The following is a 17,620-nucleotide window of genomic DNA, read 5'->3' on the forward strand; positions in this document are numbered from 1 at the left end:
ACCTGGTGCCGGTATGCCGGGAAGTGTTCGACTCAGTTCTCGGAGACCGCCCCAACCAGCTGGACCGCTCCCGCGAGGACGTCACCCCGGATGACCGCGCACTGATTGACATCGCCAGCACCGAGGGCACCATCACCGAGGGCGGGGTTCGCCTGAACATCGAGGTAGGCATCCGCTACATCGAGTCCTGGCTGCGGGGCAACGGGGCCGTGGCCATCCACAACCTCATGGAAGATGCCGCCACCGCCGAGATCTCCAGGTCCCAGCTCTGGCAGTGGATCCACTCCCACGCCATCACGGAGCAAGGCGACATCATCACCCGCGAATGGGTGGAGGACATGCTGGACGAGGAATACGCCCGCCTGGAACGCTTCGACGGGGACCGGTTCGCGGATGCCCGCGCTATCTTCGAAGAAGTCACCCTGGCCGAGGAATTCCCCACCTTCCTGACCATCCCTGCGTACGCCCGTTTCCTCACCGAGGCCCGTGAAGAGGCCACGGAGGAGGAACTCGTCGCCGCCTAGGCCCCATGACCTGAGGTAGCGACACCCATCAAGCCCCGACGCTGGGCTGCCTGCACTCTTCGCAACAAGTGACCCCGACCGTCGGGGAGGCAGCCCGGCAGCGGGGCTTACCCATGCCCATCGCCGGCCCACCCCATTTCGATGGCTTGCTGCGGATCATGCCGTACGCACGGCGCGCCTCGCAGCGAACCCCCGAATCGGACCCCGGGGCCCACCCCATTTCGATGGCTTGCTGCGGATGAGGCGATTCCTACCGTCTAATCCACAGCTACCCATCTAAACGGACACGGCACGACGGCGGCACTCACCCGCGCAGCACGACGGCGGCACTCACCCGCGCAGCAAGCGCGCCGGCCCCGCAGCGAACCTAGCGCTGCCGGGCCACCCAGCGCACGGACAACGTGGTGCACACACAGAACGCGAGCACCGAGCCAAGGATCACCAGCAGCGGAACAGTCCAGCCGCCGGTAACACTGTGCACGAAGCCAACAACGGTGGGAGCCAGCGCAGCAAAGCAGTAGCCCACCCCTTGCACCACGGCGGACATCTTGCCGGCGGCTGCCTGGGATTGGGCAAACTTGATGATGGCAATGAAGATCACCGTGATCCCGCCACCTTGCGCCACTCCGCCCAATGAGGACCACACCCACCAAAAATCAGGTGCCAGCAACAAACCCACGGGAACGGTCAGCCACAGCGCACTCAAGGTGACCGCCACCGTCGTCGTACTGGCGAAACGGGCCAGGAGCGGCACGCCCAGGCCACCCACAATGGCGAAGATTTGGAACAGTGAAGATCCCGCGCCGGCGTCGGCAGTGCCCATGGCGAGTTCGTCGGACAGGAAGCTCGGCAGCCAGGCGGTGACCCCGTAGTAGGAAAAGGCCTGGCCGGCGAAGCCGAGAGTGAGGCCGACCGTCAGCCACCGCACCCCCGCAACCGGTCCCGACAACGAGGCAGGTGGAGCAGGAACCGCAAGGGGAACAAACGCCCTCCGCGCACCCACGGTGGGCACCCAAAAGAGGATCGCCGCCAAAGCCAACAACGCGCTCGCAGCCAAGGCCAGCCGCCAGCCCACCAGCTCCGCCAATGGTGCCGTGGCCACGGAGGTGAGGAACGAGCCAACATTGAGTGCAGCCGTGTACACACCCATCGCTGTCGCCTGGCGTCGTGGGGCGAAGTCTCGCCGGATGATGAGGGGCACCGCGATGTTGCCGATGGTGATGGCCACACCAATGATGACCGTGCCCACCATCACCGAAGCGCCGCCACCGCTGGAGCGGATGATCACGCCGGCAAGGACACCAAGGAGCGTGAGCATTACGGCGACCTCGGCGCCGAGGCGACGCCCCGCCAAGGAAGCCAAAGGCGAAGCCAGGGAGAAGCACAGCACGGGGATGCCGGTCAGCAGTCCGAGTTCAACCGGCGAGAATCCGAGGTCCTGCTGGAGTGAATCCACCACGGGAGCAACGGCCACAAACGGCCCCCGCATGTTCAAGGCTATGAGGCCGATGCACGCAAGGATCAGCCAGCCGCGTGGAATCTTCGCGAGGAACTGGCTCACCGGGCGGACCGAAAAAGGACAGGAAGCGTTTTCATCACTTTCATTGCTATCACGGCGCTACCCGCCAACCGGCATCCGGCAAGCCTCAACCCGCTGCTTGAAGCGTGGCCTCAATCACGGCCGGCGACAGGACGTGCTGGGTGACCATATGGCTCGCGCCGAGGATCGCGGCGCGCTGACCGACCATGGAAATGCCGATGCGCAGGTGCGTTGTGGCCAGCGGTAGCGACCGCCGGTAGACCACCTCACGGATCCCGGCCACCAGGTGCTCGCCGGCCTCCCCCACGCTGCCGCCGATGATAATGATGGACGGATTGAGGAGGTTGACCACTGTGGCCAGCACGTCCCCGACGTCCCGCCCGGCCTGCCGAAGCGCCTGAATCGCCTGCAGGTTGCCTTCACCCACTAGCCGCAGGACGTCCGCACCGCTGGAAGCGTCCAGCCCCTGCGCCTGCAGTTGACGTGCGACGGCGGGACCTGAGGCAAGCGCCTCCAGGCACCCGTGATTGCCGCAACGGCACAAAACGTCATCGCCGCGCGGCACCCGGACGTGGCCGAGATCGCCGGCGGTGCCGTTGGCGCCCCGCTGCAACTGTCCGCTGCTGATGATGCCGGCGCCGATGCCCGTGGCAACCTTGACGAAAAGGAAGTTCAGGTTGTCCGGCCAGTACGCGGTGCGCTCGCCGAGGGCCATGATGTTGACGTCGTTGTCCACCAGGACGGGAACCGGCAGGGAGCGCTGAACGTAGGCGACGACGTCGAATCCGTCCCAGCCGGGCATGATGGGCGGCTTCACGGGTCGCCCGGAATGGTGTTCCACCGGACCCGGCAGCCCGATTCCCATTCCGGCGAGGTCACCCAGCGCCCGCCCGGCTTCGGCCAGGAGCTCGCGGCCCGCGGTGACCACCCGGCCCAGGACGATGTCCGGTCCGTCGGCCACTTCCTGCCCCAATCGCCGCTCCGCCAGGACGTTGCCGCCGAGGTCGGTGACGGCAACAATCACGTGGGTAGCTCCGACGTCGACGGCCAGGACCACCCGCGCTGCCGGGTTGAAGGCAAAGCGCGACGGCGGCCTGCCGCCTGTGGAGGTCGCTTCGCCGGCAGGTCCGACGAGGCCGGAGTTGATGAGCGAATCGATGCGTGAGGCCACGGTGGAGCGGGCCAGTCCGGTGGTTTCGGCGAGCTCAGCGCGAGTGCGGGCTTTGCCGTCGCGGAGAAGCTGGAAAAGATTCCCGGCACGTGAGAGATTGCCGGCCTCTGGCACGGAGCTGTTTCCGGCGTCAGTTCCGGCAGTCGTTGTCATCCAATTAGTGAAGCACGATTGCTTATGCATGTCATCCAGCGGAAGTTTGTCGGAATTATTGCAACTTTTGCTAGACGCTCGACAAAAGTCCCTCTAGGCTGAAATGAGTGCGTAACAACGGTTTGTTGGTGCAGGCTGTAGCTCCCTCGCCGGGCGCTCACTAGACTGGCGCCATCTCGCCAACATTCCAGAACAAACCTCCCCGGAAAAGGAATCCAATGTCTTATTCGATCCAGCTGTATACCCTGCGGGACGCTCTTCAGGAGGACCTGCCGGGAACCATCCGGAAAGTTGCCGAGATCGGTTTCACCCAGGTAGAGCCGTACAACTTCGTGGCCACGGCCAAGGAACTTGGTGCTGCGTTGAAGGAGAACGGCCTGACCGCTCCGTCCGGGCACGCCCCGTTGCTGTCCCAGGACCAGGATGAAATCTTTGCCGCGGCCAAGGAACTGGGTATCACCACGGTGATCGATCCCTTCCTTCCGGCCGAGCACTGGCAGTCCGCCGAGGACATCCAGGCCACCGCGGCCAAGCTCAACGCAGCAGCGAAAAAGGGTGCCGAGTACGGCATCCGCGTGGGATACCACAACCACGCCTGGGAGCTGGAGTCCATCATCGAGGGCAGGACCGCCCTGGAGTACCTTGAGGGTCTGCTGGATCCGGAACTGGTCCTGGAAGTGGACACCTACTGGGTTGCCGTGGGCGGCCAGGACCCCGTGGAGCTCCTGGCCCGTTTGGGCGACCGTGTGAAGCTCATCCACATCAAGGACGGCCCGGCCACCACCGACACCAAGGCCCAGCAGCCGGCAGGCCAGGGCACCGTTCCGGTCCTGGACGTCATTGCAGCAGCGAAGTCCCTGGAAGTAGGAGTGGTGGAGTTCGATGACTACTCCGGCGATATCTTCGAGGGCATCACCCAGAGCCTTGCCTTCCTGACCGCCGCCGCCAGCGCCGACGCAGCCGGCACCCAGGCAGCAGAAGGAGCACAGGCATGAGCTTCTCCCCTTCCACTCGCAAAGGCCCCGTAGGCGTAGCCGTCATCGGTGCGGGCAACATCAGCAAGCAGTACCTGGACAACCTCACAGTCTTCCCGGACCTGAAAGTCCTGGTCATCGCGGACCTCTTCGTCGAAACCGCCGAGGCCCGCGCCAAGGAATACGGGATCGCCGAATTCGGTACGCCGGAGCTGGCACTGAACCATCCTGACGTCGAGCTCATCATCAACCTCACCATCCCCGCAGCCCACGTCGAGGTGGCCACGGCCGCTGTCAAGGCAGGCAAGCACGTCTGGACCGAGAAGCCCTTCTCCCTGGATCGCGAATCCGGGCTGGGCCTGCTCAAGGCCGCCGACGCCGCGGGAATCCGCCTGGGCACCGCCCCGGATACCTTCCTCGGTGCCGGCCTCCAGACCGCGCGCCGCATCATCGAGCGCGGGGACATCGGCACGCCGCTGACCGGCATGACCACGTTCCAGACCCCCGGTCCGGAATCCTGGCACCCGAACCCGGCGTTCCTGTTCCAGCACGGCGCCGGCCCCCTGTTCGATATGGGCCCGTACTACCTGACCGCCCTGATCCAGACCTTCGGTTCGGTCCGCAAGGTGGCCGCCGTCGGCTCCTCCGCCAAAGCGACCCGCATCATCGGTTCCGGCCCCAAGGCCGGCGAGGAATTCGCCGTCGAGGTCCCCACGCACGTCTCCGCCATGGCGCAGTTCGAAGGCGGCCAGTCCAGCCACAGCGTGTTCTCCTTTGAGTCCCCGCGCCAGCGGATGGGCTTCGTGGAGATCACCGGCTCCGAGGCCACCCTGTCCCTTCCGGACCCGAACTACTTTGACGGCGACCTGAAGCTGTGGCGTCCGGGCGCGGAAGAACCGGAAATCATTCCTGCCACCGGACCCGCCAACGGCCGGGGTATGGGCGCACTGGACATGGCCCGGGCCATCCGCAATGGCGGCCCGCACCGCGCCACCGGCGAACTGGCCTACCATGTGCTGGACACCATGGTCTCCATCACCGAGTCGGTGGAATCAGGCACGTTCGTGGACGTCACCAGCAACGCTCCCACTTCAATTGCCCTCCCCGAGGACTGGGCTCCCGAAACCGCGACGCTCTAAGCACCGGCGAGGAACACTATGACTACCTCTGAAAAGACGCCGCTGGGCGTTGCGGCAATCGGCTACGCCTTCATGGGCAAGGCACACTCCAATGCCTGGCGGAACGTGGCCAGTTTCTTCGACGTCCCGGCCTTCGAGCAGAAGGTGCTGGTAGGCCGGGACGCCGACGCCGTTGCCGAAGCTGCTGCCAAGTACGGCTGGGCCGAGTCCGCCACGGATTGGCGTTCGGTCATTGATCGGGACGATATCCACATCATCGATATCTGCGCGCCGGGTTGGATGCACGCCGAAATCGCCACCGCGGCGCTGGCAGCCGGCAAACACGTCCTGGTGGAGAAGCCGCTGGCCAACACCCTCGGCGAGGCCGAGTTGATGACAGCAGCCGCCGCAAAAGCCCGGGCCCGGGGCGTGCAGTCCATGATCGGCTTCAACTACCGCCGCGTCCCTGCGCTTGCCCTGGCCCGTGAGCTCATTGCCGAGGGCCGCCTCGGCACCGTCCGGCAGGTTCGCGCCGCGTACCTGCAGGACTGGTTGACCGACGCCGAGTCCCCCATGAGCTGGCGCCTCCGCAAGGAAACCGCGGGCTCCGGAGCATTGGGCGACATCGCCTCGCACGCCATCGACCAGATCCTGTACCTTCTGGATGATGACGTCACCGAGGTCTCCGGCCGCCTGCAGACCTTTGTTGACCAGCGCCCCGGTGCTGAAGGCCTGGAGGATGTCACGGTCGACGACGCCGCTTGGGTGAACCTCTCACTCGCCTCAGGAGCAATCGCCTCGGTGGAAGCGTCCCGTGTGGCAACCGGCCAGAAGAACTCCCTCAGGATCGAAATCTATGGTTCCCTCGGATCGCTGACCTTCGACCTGGAAAACCTCAACGAGCTCAATTTCATGGACACCACGGTGCCCGTCCGCGAACAGGGGTTCCGTCGGATCCTGGTCAACGAACCCGAACACCCGTACGTGGGCGCTTGGTGGCCGCAGGGCCACATCATCGGCTGGGAACACACGTTCACCCACCAGATCCGGGACTTCCTCACCGCCATCGCGGCCGGTGAGGCGCCGTCGCCGTCGTTCGAAGACGGACTGAACGTCCAGCACATCCTGGCCGCCGTGGAAGAGTCCGCGGCTGCCAAAAGCTCACTGATCCAGCTCAACACGTCCGTTACTGAAGGAGCCTGACATGCCCCGCCCGTACACCCTGTTCACCGGCCAGTGGGCCGACCTCCCCTTCGAGGAAGTCGCGCGACTCGCTTCCGGCTGGGGCTATGACGGCCTGGAAATCGCCGTCTCCGGAGACCACCTGGACGCCTGGCGCTGGGATGAACCCGGCTACGCCGAATCCAAGCTCGCCGTCCTGGAGAAGTACAACCTGAAGGTCTGGGCCATCTCCAACCACCTCAAGGGCCAAGCGGTCTGCGATGACCCCATCGACTTCCGCCACGAAGCCATTGTTGGCTCCCGGGTATGGGGCGATGGGGAGCCCGAGGGCGTCCGCCAGCGCGCCGCCGAGGAAATGAAGCACACCGCCCGGCTCGCCAAAGCGCTCGGCGTGGACACCGTCGTCGGGTTCACCGGCTCCTCCATCTGGCAGTACGTGGCCATGTTCCCGCCCGTCCCGGAGAAGGTCATCGAGGCCGGCTACCAGGACTTCGCCGACCGTTGGAACCCCATCCTGGACGTTTTTGACGAATGCGGTGTCCGTTTCGCCCACGAGGTCCACCCCTCCGAAATTGCCTACGACTACTGGACCACCGTCCGGACCCTCGAAGCGATCGGCCACCGGCCTGCTTTCGGCCTGAACTGGGATCCGTCCCACTTCATGTGGCAGGGAATCGATCCTGTGTCCTTCATCTGGGACTTCAAGGACCGGATTTACCACGTGGACTGCAAGGACACCAAGCTCCGTCCCACCGGCCGGAACACCATGATGGGCTCGCACCTGCCCTGGGGCGATCCCCGCCGTGGTTGGGACTTCGTCTCCGCCGGACGCGGCGATGTGCCCTGGGAATCGTCCTTCCGCGCCCTCACCGCCATCGGCTATGACGGACCCATCTCGGTGGAATGGGAAGACGCCGGAATGGACCGCCTCCACGGCGCACCCGAAGCCCTCGCCGCGCTGAAGAAGTTCGACTTCCCGGCGTCGCAGACCTCCTTCGACGCCGCGTTCAGCAGCAAGGACTAGCCACGTGACCCTCAGCAATGGCACTTCCGATGGCACCATCCGCTGGGGCATTCTCGGCACCGGGTTTATTGCCGGGCTCCAAACCAAGGACTTGAAGGAGAACGGCTTTACGGTCCAGGCCGTGGGGTCCCGTTCGCTGGACTCGAGCCAGTTGTTTGCCGATGAGCATGGCGTGGCCACTGCGCACGGCAGCTATGAGGATCTGGTGGCCGACCCCTTGGTTGACGTGGTCTACGTGGCCACGCCACACCCTTTCCACCACGCAAATGCCCTGCTGGCGTTGAATGCGGGCAAGCACGTGCTGGTGGAGAAGGCGTTCACCATGAACGCCCGGCAGGCGCAGGAGATCGTTGACCTGGCGGAATCCAAGGGGCTCGTGGCCCTGGAGGCCATGTGGACCAGGTTCCTGCCGCACATGATCCGGATCCGGGAGCTCATCGCTGCCGGGACCATTGGCGAGGTGCGCAAGGTGGTGGCCACCCACAACCAGAGCCTCCCCAAGGACCCCGCCCACCGGCTCAACGATCCCGCGCTCGGTGGTGGAGCCCTGCTGGACCTGGGCATCTATCCGATCTCCTTTGCCTTCGACATCCTGGGCACGCCGGCGTCCATCAAGGCCAGCGCCTCAATGTCAGCCACCGGCGTGGACCGTCAGACGGCAGCCATCTTTGAATATGCCAACGGCGCTCAAGCAATTGTTGATTGTGAACTGGATGCGGCCAGCGCCAACCGGTCCATGGTCATTGGCACAGAGGGCTGGATCGACATTGAGTCCACTTGGTACAACCCGGTCCCCTTCACGGTATTCGCCGTGGATGGCACTGTTGTTGAACGCTACGACCAGCCCGTGACCAGCCGCGGCATGCAGTACCAGGCGGCAGAACTGGAGCGTCTCATCCGCATCGGCGAAACCGCCGGAACCATCCTCCCGCCGAGCGAAACCGTGGCCATCATGGCTGCCATGGACCAGATCCGGGAACAGATCGGGCTGCGGTACGACGCCGACGCGGCCCTGGAAGGAAATGACTGATGTCCGATTCCGCACGCCTCGCCGAACTCCAACAGCAGGAAGAAGAGCTGGTTTTCGCTTCCTTCGATCACCACGATGCCTGGCGGCTCGGCTCCCTGATCGCCAACCACGCCATCGCTTCAGGGTTTGGAGTGGCGATCGATATCAGGCGGCATAATCTGGTCCTTTTCCGCTGTGTCCTGCCAGGATCCACAGCTGACCAGGAAGAGTGGATCCGCCGCAAGTCTGCCGCCGTGCTGCGATTCGAGCACAGCACGGCGTTGTTGGGTGAGCGCTTTTCCGAGCGTAACCCACTGGGAGGCGGGTGGCTGGCTCCGGAGGACTACACGCTCGACGGCGGCTCGTTCCCCCTCCGCGTACGAGGCGCCGGTGTGATTGGCGCGATCACGGTGTCCGGCCTGTCCTCGGACGAAGACCACCAGATGGTGGTGGACGGGATCCGGAACTATTTGAAAACGGTGGGGGTTTAAGACGGGGCAAGGCGAGAGTAACCTGTGGATCGACGACTTACACCGGGGGTAGGGCGTCAGCTCCGTCGGCGAAAATGCCCCCGGACAAGTCTTCCCGCTCGCATGTGTTCGGGCACCCATACGTCACCGTGCGATTTCGGGGGTACCGGAGTGGATGATCCGCCCATGTCTATCACAGTCGGGGCGGGAGCCAAGGACGCCACCCGCTTGGCATTCTCACCTTCGAAAGCCTTGGTCATGTAGGCAAGAGAATCAGGTTCAGCTCCCAGGCCGAGGGCGTCTTCCCGCCAGTGGGATATCGCGGAGGCGACCTGATGCAGCCGAGCAATGGCCGCATCCCGGGTCAGCCGAAACGCATCGGCGAACTCCAAGAGATCCCGGACGTCCCTATCGAAGAGACCGCCATGTGGGGTGAGTGGCGTATCTGATGTACCTGCTGGCACCGGGTTCACGTCGAACGACGGCGACAAGCGCCAGCCTCTATTGGTTCGCAGGAGCCCGTGGTTTCTCATGTGGTCATCGGTGTTGTTGACCATAGCGATGAGAGCGGCACGGCTGAACATCTCGTTGGCATCCTGAACAGGTTCTGCAGAGATACGCGCCACTTCAGAGGCGATTTTCACGTAATCAGGGTGTGAGTACGTGTCGAGTTGGAGGGCCGTACGCACACTCATGTACGGGATGCGCCGGTCACCGTCGCGGTCAAACCGCCGAGTGAGGAAGATATGGGAAAACTCCGAAAGAGGCATAAGCCGTGACTCGGCGACCCTGATGCCTGCCCGTTGCTGCAGCATGATGGCGACCATTTCCCACAGTTGCACGTTGCCTACGTCCGATGTCTTCGGGAACTTTGCCAGCAGCATGGAACCGTCGTCGTCCCGAACCCAGGCTTTGGGCTGAGCACCACCCGGAGAGGAACCGGCACCCATGAGCAAGGAGTTCTCCTCCTTGACCTCGCCGGTTTCAGCGAAGAGTCTGGCCTCCTCCGAGAGCCCCCTAAGGTCACGGATTCCTGCACCCCGGCCCCAAGACGACAGGAATTGGCCGTTCTCCCGGAAGCGAAGTGCGCCCTGCCTGGTCTCATCGTTGACCAACAACAGGTAGCCCGCTTCACCTGTGGGTGGAATGCGGCCGCCACCCTTGGCGAGGGTCTGTTGTCGCAGTTCTTCGAATAACAGCTTCTTGCCCCAGTCATCCGGGGAGGCATCATGGAAGGACCCGAACAGCTCGCGGCCCTGGGTGGGCCGCTGGGGGCCGCGTCGCAGAGGTAGCTCCGGGGAAACCTCGAATGCTTCCGCAGCGGACATCCAACTGTCGGCGTAGGTGAATGTGACGTGCTCGCGGGGGGAAAGGCCATCCGTTTCAATGTCCATCACGCCGGCCAAGGACTCGTTGACGAGCACCTCCACGCGCCTGATGCTTCGGGCGGCCACTAGTTCCTCCTGGGGGCGCGCTGCCTGTTGAGCAGATGCGCCCGCGCCCTGCCAAGATCGGTATTCAGGGGATCCATCGCATTAATAAGGTCTTCAGCAACACCGAGCACAGACGCTACGGTCATGAGGTGTTCGACTTTTCCGCCCTCTCCGGTTTCCAGGCGCATGAGCGTGGGTCGTGAAACGTCAGCCCGTTCGGCGACAAGTTCCTGCGACAAGCCGAGGATGATTCGTCGGCTCCGAAGGTTCTCCCCGAGACGGCGCATTGCATCCTTACTGTTCATGTAGCTATCTTGTGGCAATAAGTCGCCTAATGCAATAAAACAGCTACTTTATCTGATTCAATGCGTCGGCAGGAGAGGTCGGCCGCATCAGCGGTTAGGGCCAGAATATTACCGCCCCTTCAGCACATATCGCCGCTCAGGGCGTCCGACGCCGTACTTGAGCCTGACCTCCAGCGCCCCCTCGTCGTGGAGGTACTCAAGGTAACGCCGGGCGCTGACTCGCGAGGTCCCGAGTTGCTCGGCCAGCTCAGCGGCGGAGAGGTCCCCCGGCGCTGATTTGAGGGCAGATTCCACCAGTTCCAGGGTCTCCACGCTGCAGCCTTTGGGCAGGGTCCGCTCAGAAATTCCCAGCCCGAAAACGCGGTTCACGTCTGATTGCTCGGCCTCCACCTTGGACGCGTCCAACCCCTGGTAGGCGCTGAGGTAGTGTTCCAGCCGCTCCTGCAGATCGGATTGGGAGAATGGCTTGATGAGGTAGTGGACAATCCCGCCACGGAGCGCCTTGCGCACCGTTTCCACTTCCCGGGCGGCGCTGATCACCAGCACATCCAGGTCCGGAGCCACGTCACGGAGTTGATGCATGAGATCCAGGCCGTTGATGTCCGGGAGGTGGATATCCAGCAGCACCAGGTCTGGCTGGAGCCGCCCGGTTTCCACCAAGGCCTGGGCGCCGGTGTGTGCCACGCCTACCACCCCGAACCCCGGTGTTCGCTGGATGAAGCCTGCATGGACCTTGGCCACCATGAAGTCGTCGTCCACAATCAGAACCTTGATCACCGTTGATGTGCCCCTTTGTTGACGCCTGAGTCGCTCTTGCTGAACCGTGCAGTAAATACGGCCCCATTGTCGTTGGACACGGAGAGATCGCCCCCGGACCGCCGGCAGATCACCCTCGACAACGCCAGCCCGAATCCCCTGGCATCTCCGGGACCCGGGTCCTTGGTGGAGAACCCTTGCCGGAAGATGTCCTCGGTGGAGTCGCTGGGCACTCCGGGACCGTTGTCCCGGACCGTGACCGTGACGCCGCCTTGGGTATTGTCGCCGTCCGCGGAGTTGACCACCAACACACGGACCGATGCCCCGGCGCGGCCTGTGACGGCGTCGAACGCGTTATCCACCAGGTTTCCCACCACGGTGGTGAGGTCGCGGGAGAGTTCTTCGTCCACGCGGGGCAGTGCGGACTGCGGGTCAAGATGAAGTTCCACGCCGCGCTCGGTGGCGAGGCTGGCTTTGGCGATGAGGAGGGCGGCGAGCGCGGGGTCTTCGATGCGGCTGGTGACGTCGTCGTTGAGCCGGGTGCGGTCCACTGTGGCGCCGTTGACGAACTGCACCACGGAGTCGTATTCGCCAATTTGGATGAGGCCGGAAATGACGTGGAGTTGGTTGGCGAACTCGTGTGCTTGGGCCCTCAGGGTGTCCGTGACCGTCCTGGTGGCACCGAGTTCGCTTTCCAGGGATGACAGCTCGGTCCGGTCCCTCAGCGTTGTCACCGAACCGATGTCCCGGCCGTGCGAGCGCAGGGCCACACGGTTCATGACCACCAACCGCTCCCCTACGAGTACCAGTTGATCGGGGTCGGACTGTTCGCGGGTCAGGACGATTTTCAGCGCGGGATCCACGTGCAGGGACCGGAGCTTCTTGCCGACGCAATCCGGTGGCAGGCCAAGGAGCTGCCGGGCACTCTGGTTGGCCACGGTGATGCGCTCGTGGGGATCCAAAGCAACCACGCCTTCCTTCAGGCCTTGCAGCATCGCTTCACGGTTTTCCACCAACCCGGTGATTTCCCGCGGTTCCATGCCCAGGGTTTGCCGTTTGACGCGGCGGGACAACAGGAGGGATCCCGCCACTCCCAGGACGCTGGCGACACCCAAATAGGTGAGCAGATTGGGTACGGCGTCGCCAAGCCGCTCAATGGTGGAGGGGTAGTTCCTGCTGACGGATGCTACGCCGATGACTTTTCCGGAATCATCCAGGACCGGGACGTGGGCGGAGAGCACGGCACCGCTGCTGCCCGGCAAGACACCTGTCCAGGCCCGTCCTTCCATCACTTGGCTGTCGCCCAATGGCAGGGCCCGGCCCAGCAGGCTGGGATCGGATGATGCCACTACGGTGCCGTCCAGTTTGGCCAGTGCCACATGGGATGAGCCCGAGACGGTGCGCACGGATTCGGCCACGGCCGGGAGTGCTGAACCGACGCGCGGTTCGGCGTCAGGGAGCAGCGCACGGACCGTGGGGTTGCTGCCTAATGCTTCGGCAGCGAGGAGTGCCCTGCGGCCTTCAGTCCGTTCGAACGTGGCGGCGGATTGGGCCAGTGAAATGGCCACGACGGCCACAAGTACAGCCAGGACGATCAGCAACTGCAGCAGAAGGTACTGTCCGGCCAAGGACATTCCTCTTCTTCGAGGCAGTCGGGTCAGGCGAGTCACTTGCTGGGTTCCTTTGATGGTGCCAGTGAGCAGGGGCAGGCAACAGCTTCCCCCGTGGCGTATCGGAACTATACCCCAGCCGCACAGAAGACCCCAGTGGCACGGAAGACCAGCTCAGGGGGCCGGAATGCACCAGGAAACCGTGAACGCAATGAACTTAAAGATCACTGCGAACACAAGAGTGATGCCTGTCACTTACGCGCCTAGCATCAAATCAACGGGGCATCGCCCTGCACCCGCATTTTCAAAGATGAGAAGAGGAACACCATGCGCCACCTCCGCGCATTGCGAGTCGCCGCCGTCGCAGCCGGCATCGCCCTGATGGCCACCGGTTGTGGCGCCACAGGCAAGAACTCCACCGGTTCTGAAAGCTCCGGCGCGGCCGGGCCCCTGACCGGACTCCAGATCATGGTCCCCAACACTCCGGGCGGTGGCTATGACACCACAGCCCGCGCAGCGGCCAAAGTCCTGGATGACGAGAAGATCTCCACCAATACCGAGGTATTCAATCTTGCCGGTGCAGGTGGCACGGTTGGCCTGGCCCGCATCGTCAATGAAAAGGGCAACGGCGACCTCACCATGCTCATGGGTTTGGGCGTGGTTGGAGCCAGCTACACCAACAAGTCCGAATCGAAGCTGACGGAGACCACCCCGCTGGCGAAACTTATCGAGGAACCCGGCGCCATCATGGTCGGCAAGGACTCCCCGTACAAGACCATTGATGACCTGGTGAAGGCCTGGAAGGCCGACCCCGCTTCCATCGCAGTGGGCGGCGGATCCTCGCCTGGCGGCCCTGACCACCTCCTGCCGATGCAGTTGGCCGGCGCCGTTGGCATCGACGCCACCAAGGTCAACTTTGTCTCCTACGACGGCGGTGGCGACCTTCTGCCCGCCATCCTGGGTAACAAGCTTGGTTTCGCCGCTTCCGGTGCAGGCGAGTACCTGCAGCAGATCAAGTCCGGCGAAATCCGCGTACTGGCCACCAGTGGCGAGAACCGCTTGGACGGCGTGGATGCTCCCACGCTGAAGGAATCCAACATTGACTTGGTCTTCACCAACTGGCGCGGCGTTGTGGCCCCTCCGGGCATCAGCGAGGACGACAAGAAGTCCCTCATCGCCGCCCTTGAGAAGATGCACGCCTCCGCCGGCTGGAAGGAAGCGCTCAAGACCCACAGCTGGACCGATGCGTTTGTTACCGGTGACGAGTTCCAGACCTTCCTGACCGACCAGGACAAGCGCGTGGCGGATGTCCTCACCAAGCTCGGGTTGGCGTGAGCTCCATAGCCACAGGCCTTAAAGGCCGCGCCGAGCTGGGGGTAGCCCTCCTGCTCGGCGTGGTCGGCGTCCTGGTCTTCCTGGACGCGAACGGCCTGGTGACCCCGTACTCGCAGTCGGACCCGGTGGGCCCGAAGACTGTTCCGTTCATTGTTTCCGGGCTGCTGATCATCTGCGCTGTTTTGCTCGCCATCAACGTCCTGCGCGGCGGCAAGGGTGAAGCCGAAGGCGGCGAAGACGTTGACCTGGCCCACCCCGCCGATTGGAAGACCGTTCTTCCGCTGGCCGGCGCGTTCATCCTGAACATCCTGCTCATCGACTGGGCCGGCTGGGTTATCTCCGGCACCGTTCTGTTCTGGGGCAGTGTGCTGGCCCTCGGCAGCCGCCGCTACATCCGTGACGGCCTCATTTCCGTCGCCCTGTCATTGCTGACCTTCTACGGCTTCTACCTTGGCCTGGGCATCGCACTGCCGGCCGGGCTCCTGGAAGGAATCCTCTAATGGACGTCTGGTCCTCCCTGATGGACGGTTTCGCCACCGCCCTGACCCCCATGAACCTCTTGTTCGCCGTGATCGGCGTACTCCTCGGTACCGCCGTCGGCGTCCTTCCCGGACTGGGCCCGGCCATGACCGTGGCGCTGCTGCTTCCGGTGACCGCTGCGTTGGAGCCCACCAGCGCCTTCATCATGTTCGCCGGCATCTACTACGGCGGCATGTTCGGCGGTTCCACCACCTCGATCCTGCTGAACACACCAGGTGAATCGTCCTCGGTGGTGACGGCCATTGAAGGCAACAAGATGGCCAAAGCCGGCAGGGCCGCCCAAGCCCTTGCCACCGCGGCCATCGGTTCGTTCATTGCCGGCACCATCGGCACCGCACTGCTGGCAGTCTTCGCGCCCATCGTGGTCCAATTCGCCGTCAGCCTGGGAGCTCCCAGCTACTTCGCGATCATGGTCCTTGCCCTGCTTGCAGTGACCGCCGTCCTTGGCTCGTCCAGGCTCCGCGGTTTCGCGTCGCTGGCTCTCGGCCTGGCCATTGGCTTGGTGGGCATCGACTCGGTGACCGGCCAACGCCGCCTGACCTTCGGCCAGCCCCTGTTGGTGGACGGTTTGGACATCGTGGTGGTTGCTGTTGCAATCTTCGCCGTGGGTGAAGCCCTCTGGGTTGCTGCCCACCTGCGCCGCACACCGCTCCACGTCATTCCCGTTGGCCGCCCGTGGATGGGCAAGAAGGACTGGGGCCGCTCCTGGAAGCCTTGGCTCCGCGGCACCGCTTTTGGCTTCCCGTTCGGTGCCCTGCCCGCCGGCGGCGCCGAGATCCCCACGTTCCTCTCCTATGTCACGGAGAAGCGCCTCACCAAGCACCCCGAAGAGTTCGGCAAAGGTGCTATCGAAGGCGTCGCCGGACCAGAAGCTGCCAACAACGCGGCAGCTGCTGGAACCATGACGCCGCTGCTCGCACTCGGCCTGCCCACCAACGCAACAGCCGCCGTCATGCTTGCCGCCTTCACGTCCTACGGCATCCAGCCGGGTCCGCAGCTGTTCTCCAGCCAAGGACCGCTGGTGTGGGCACTGATTGCGAGCCTCTTCATCGGCAACTTCCTGCTGCTGCTCATCAACCTGCCCCTGGCACCGGTCTGGGCCAAGCTGCTGCAACTCCCCCGGCCGTACCTTTACGCAGGCATCCTCTTCTTCGCTACCTTGGGCGCCTACTCGGTCAACCTGCAGGCCTTCGACCTGGTGATCCTTCTGGTACTCGGCGCTCTTGGCTTCATGATGCGTCGCTTTGGTCTTCCGGTCCTGCCGCTGATCCTCGGCGTCATCCTGGGTCCGCGCATCGAAGGCCAGCTCCGCAAGACGCTCCAGCTGAGCGCCGGCGATCCCGCGGGCCTCTTCAGCGAGCCAATCGCGATCGTGGTCTACATCATCGTGGCGATCATCCTGGTGTGGCCGTTCATCTTCAAGCTCATCCGCCGCAACCGTCCAGTGGCAGCCTTCACCGGACCGTCTGAGCAGTCAGCCCGCAGCGAAGCGGAGTCGCCCGCGCAGGCTGGCGACCCGACCACAACAACCCACCAGAAGCAGGAGAAACCATGACCATCGTGGTGGGATACGTCCCCACACCAGAAGGCGAAGCGGCACTGACCCAGGCCATCGCCGAGGCCAAGAAGAGCAACGAAACCCTGTTGGTCATCAACTCCTCCAAGGGCGACGCCTTGGTGGATAACCGGTACGCCCAGGGTCCGGACATCCAAAGCATCGAAGAACGGCTCGCTGACCAAGGCATCCAGCACATCATCAAGCAGCCGGTCCGCGGCCATGACGCGGCAGCCGAAGTCCTGGATGCGGCCGACGAGAATGACGCCAGCCTGATTGTCATCGGCCTTCGCCGCCGCAGCCCGGTAGGCAAGCTCATCATGGGCAGCGTCTCCCAACGGATCCTGTTGGAGGCGGACTGCCCGGTCCTGGCCGTCAAGGCGGACTAGGTTCACCCCATAACAACGCCCGACGGCGGCTGGTCAACCAGGTGACCAGCCGCCGTCGTGCTTTTAGTCAGGAATTACCACATGGCCCTTACGAGGGGCGTGACGGTCAGGCTTTCCAGCCGGGCCGCCCCTCCCTCAGAGAACAGGGACAGCGAGTTGGCACCCGCTGCAGGAAAGACCTGGTCCGTCAGAGTCACAAGGCCATCCTGAGCAAATACCTCCACGGACGCCCGGTCCACGTAGAGCCGCAAGCGGAGCCTGCCATTGACGAGCTGGACAGGGACATCGTCTATTGACGCGAAGGACGGATGGAAATCCTCGTTTCCGGAGTTGGTCCTGTCAATGAACGCCCGTCCCGAGGCCGTGGTGTAGCCAACCTTGGTTCCCTCCGAGTCGTTGCCCAGCACCTTGAGTCCGAAGGCGGAGGCCGTTCCTGGCGAGAACTCCGCATCGATCTGGAGCACGTCCCCCGTGATGGGAAGACTGCTGGTACCTGGAGCGATGTCCTGCGCCGGCGCGGTGTAGGCGGCAG

The 17,620-nt window shown here is 64.0% G+C and carries 17 protein-coding genes and 1 pseudogene; 11 read left to right on the top strand and 7 right to left on the bottom strand.

The window, feature by feature from the left end; genetic code table 11:
• Positions 1-524: pseudogene (locus HP499_RS08615) on the top strand (malate synthase A); the annotation flags it as partial.
• Positions 525-891: 367 nt separating this feature from the next.
• On the opposite strand, the gene HP499_RS08620 reads toward HP499_RS08615, so the two are convergent.
• Together HP499_RS08620 and HP499_RS08625 are read right to left on the bottom strand one after the other, a co-directional pair.
• Positions 892-2,085, bottom strand: a complete 1,194-nt coding sequence (locus HP499_RS08620; RefSeq protein WP_172323682.1) for a CynX/NimT family MFS transporter — start codon at positions 2,083-2,085, stop codon at positions 892-894.
• 85 nt (positions 2,086-2,170) lie between these two features.
• A complete protein-coding gene (locus tag HP499_RS08625; RefSeq protein WP_172323683.1) occupies positions 2,171-3,388 on the bottom strand; it encodes an ROK family transcriptional regulator in 1,218 nt (405 codons plus the stop codon).
• Between the two features lie 218 nt (positions 3,389-3,606).
• Here HP499_RS08625 and HP499_RS08630 point away from each other — a divergent pair, with 218 nt between their 5' ends.
• The 6 genes from HP499_RS08630 to HP499_RS08655 are packed head-to-tail and all read left to right on the top strand — an operon-like array spanning position 3,607 to position 9,186.
• Positions 3,607-4,383, top strand: a complete 777-nt coding sequence (locus HP499_RS08630; protein ID WP_172323684.1) for a sugar phosphate isomerase/epimerase — start codon at positions 3,607-3,609, stop codon at positions 4,381-4,383.
• On the top strand, positions 4,380-5,501 hold the full coding sequence (locus HP499_RS08635; protein WP_172323685.1) for a Gfo/Idh/MocA family protein: 1,122 nt from the start codon (positions 4,380-4,382) through the stop codon (positions 5,499-5,501). The genes HP499_RS08630 and HP499_RS08635 overlap by 4 nt, the downstream gene beginning before the upstream one ends.
• 18 nt (positions 5,502-5,519) lie before the next feature.
• On the top strand, positions 5,520-6,683 hold the full coding sequence (locus tag HP499_RS08640; RefSeq protein ID WP_172323686.1) for a Gfo/Idh/MocA family protein: 1,164 nt from the start codon (positions 5,520-5,522) through the stop codon (positions 6,681-6,683).
• A gap of 1 nt (position 6,684) precedes the next feature.
• On the top strand, positions 6,685-7,686 hold the full coding sequence (locus tag HP499_RS08645; protein ID WP_172323687.1) for a sugar phosphate isomerase/epimerase: 1,002 nt from the start codon (positions 6,685-6,687) through the stop codon (positions 7,684-7,686).
• Between the two features lie 4 nt (positions 7,687-7,690).
• Positions 7,691-8,716, top strand: a complete 1,026-nt coding sequence (locus HP499_RS08650) for a Gfo/Idh/MocA family oxidoreductase (RefSeq protein WP_172323688.1) — start codon at positions 7,691-7,693, stop codon at positions 8,714-8,716.
• On the top strand, positions 8,716-9,186 hold the full coding sequence (locus HP499_RS08655; protein WP_172323689.1) for a heme-degrading domain-containing protein: 471 nt from the start codon (positions 8,716-8,718) through the stop codon (positions 9,184-9,186). Before HP499_RS08650 ends, HP499_RS08655 begins: the two co-directional genes overlap by 1 nt.
• 56 nt (positions 9,187-9,242) lie before the next feature.
• On the opposite strand, the gene HP499_RS25470 is transcribed toward HP499_RS08655, so the two are convergent.
• The 4 genes from HP499_RS25470 to HP499_RS08675 all read right to left on the bottom strand — a co-directional run bounded on the left by HP499_RS25470 (position 9,243) and on the right by HP499_RS08675 (position 13,293).
• Positions 9,243-10,619: a type II toxin-antitoxin system HipA family toxin gene (locus tag HP499_RS25470; RefSeq protein ID WP_172323690.1), complete on the bottom strand. Its 1,377-nt coding sequence runs from the start codon at positions 10,617-10,619 to the stop codon at positions 9,243-9,245.
• Positions 10,619-10,903 carry a helix-turn-helix domain-containing protein gene (locus HP499_RS08665; protein ID WP_172323691.1) on the bottom strand — a complete coding sequence of 95 codons (285 nt, stop codon included), beginning with the start codon at positions 10,901-10,903 and terminating at the stop codon, positions 10,619-10,621. Before HP499_RS08665 ends, HP499_RS25470 begins: the two co-directional genes overlap by 1 nt.
• Before the next feature lie 108 nt (positions 10,904-11,011).
• Positions 11,012-11,680, bottom strand: a complete 669-nt coding sequence (locus HP499_RS08670) for a response regulator (RefSeq protein ID WP_172323692.1) — start codon at positions 11,678-11,680, stop codon at positions 11,012-11,014.
• Positions 11,677-13,293 carry a sensor histidine kinase gene (locus tag HP499_RS08675; RefSeq protein WP_172323698.1) on the bottom strand — a complete coding sequence of 539 codons (1,617 nt, stop codon included), beginning with the start codon at positions 13,291-13,293 and terminating at the stop codon, positions 11,677-11,679. The genes HP499_RS08670 and HP499_RS08675 overlap by 4 nt, the downstream gene beginning before the upstream one ends.
• 303 nt (positions 13,294-13,596) lie before the next feature.
• On the opposite strand from HP499_RS08675, the gene HP499_RS08680 reads away from it, so the two are divergent.
• The 4 genes from HP499_RS08680 to HP499_RS08695 are packed head-to-tail and all read left to right on the top strand — an operon-like array spanning position 13,597 to position 17,088.
• Complete coding sequence (locus tag HP499_RS08680) at positions 13,597-14,604, top strand: tripartite tricarboxylate transporter substrate binding protein (protein WP_172323693.1); 1,008 nt, start codon at positions 13,597-13,599, stop codon at positions 14,602-14,604.
• On the top strand, positions 14,601-15,104 hold the full coding sequence (locus tag HP499_RS08685) for a tripartite tricarboxylate transporter TctB family protein (RefSeq protein WP_172323694.1): 504 nt from the start codon (positions 14,601-14,603) through the stop codon (positions 15,102-15,104). Before HP499_RS08680 ends, HP499_RS08685 begins: the two co-directional genes overlap by 4 nt.
• Positions 15,104-16,699, top strand: coding sequence for a tripartite tricarboxylate transporter permease (locus tag HP499_RS08690; RefSeq protein ID WP_172323695.1), 1,596 nt, complete (start codon positions 15,104-15,106; stop codon positions 16,697-16,699). Before HP499_RS08685 ends, HP499_RS08690 begins: the two co-directional genes overlap by 1 nt.
• A complete protein-coding gene (locus tag HP499_RS08695; protein ID WP_172323696.1) occupies positions 16,696-17,088 on the top strand; it encodes a universal stress protein in 393 nt (130 codons plus the stop codon). The genes HP499_RS08690 and HP499_RS08695 overlap by 4 nt, the downstream gene beginning before the upstream one ends.
• Positions 17,089-17,162: 74 nt before the next feature.
• Here the strand turns inward: HP499_RS08695 and HP499_RS08700 are convergent.
• Positions 17,163-17,620: GH32 C-terminal domain-containing protein (locus HP499_RS08700; protein WP_172323697.1), on the bottom strand; the 458-nt coding region annotated here is incomplete at its 5' end.

This window comes from Paenarthrobacter sp. CM16 (genome assembly GCF_013179505.1).
GTDB lineage: Bacteria > Actinomycetota > Actinomycetes > Actinomycetales > Micrococcaceae > Arthrobacter.

Excerpts from the sequence above, each read along its gene's own strand:
- HP499_RS08645 (WP_172323687.1), top strand. The coding sequence starts at position 6,685 with ATGCCCCGCCCGTACACCCTGTTCACCGGCCAGTGGGCCGACCTCCCC.
- HP499_RS08695 (WP_172323696.1), top strand. The coding sequence starts at position 16,696 with ATGACCATCGTGGTGGGATACGTCCCCACACCAGAAGGCGAAGCGGCA.
- HP499_RS08635 (WP_172323685.1), top strand. The coding sequence starts at position 4,380 with ATGAGCTTCTCCCCTTCCACTCGCAAAGGCCCCGTAGGCGTAGCCGTC.
- HP499_RS08630 (WP_172323684.1), top strand. The coding sequence starts at position 3,607 with ATGTCTTATTCGATCCAGCTGTATACCCTGCGGGACGCTCTTCAGGAG.
- HP499_RS08655 (WP_172323689.1), top strand. The coding sequence starts at position 8,716 with ATGTCCGATTCCGCACGCCTCGCCGAACTCCAACAGCAGGAAGAAGAG.
- HP499_RS08675 (WP_172323698.1), bottom strand. The coding sequence starts at position 13,293 with ATGTCCTTGGCCGGACAGTACCTTCTGCTGCAGTTGCTGATCGTCCTG.
- HP499_RS08690 (WP_172323695.1), top strand. The coding sequence starts at position 15,104 with ATGGACGTCTGGTCCTCCCTGATGGACGGTTTCGCCACCGCCCTGACC.
- HP499_RS08680 (WP_172323693.1), top strand. The coding sequence starts at position 13,597 with ATGCGCCACCTCCGCGCATTGCGAGTCGCCGCCGTCGCAGCCGGCATC.
- HP499_RS08640 (WP_172323686.1), top strand. The coding sequence starts at position 5,520 with ATGACTACCTCTGAAAAGACGCCGCTGGGCGTTGCGGCAATCGGCTAC.
- HP499_RS08625 (WP_172323683.1), bottom strand. The coding sequence starts at position 3,388 with ATGACAACGACTGCCGGAACTGACGCCGGAAACAGCTCCGTGCCAGAG.
- HP499_RS08665 (WP_172323691.1), bottom strand. The coding sequence starts at position 10,903 with ATGAACAGTAAGGATGCAATGCGCCGTCTCGGGGAGAACCTTCGGAGC.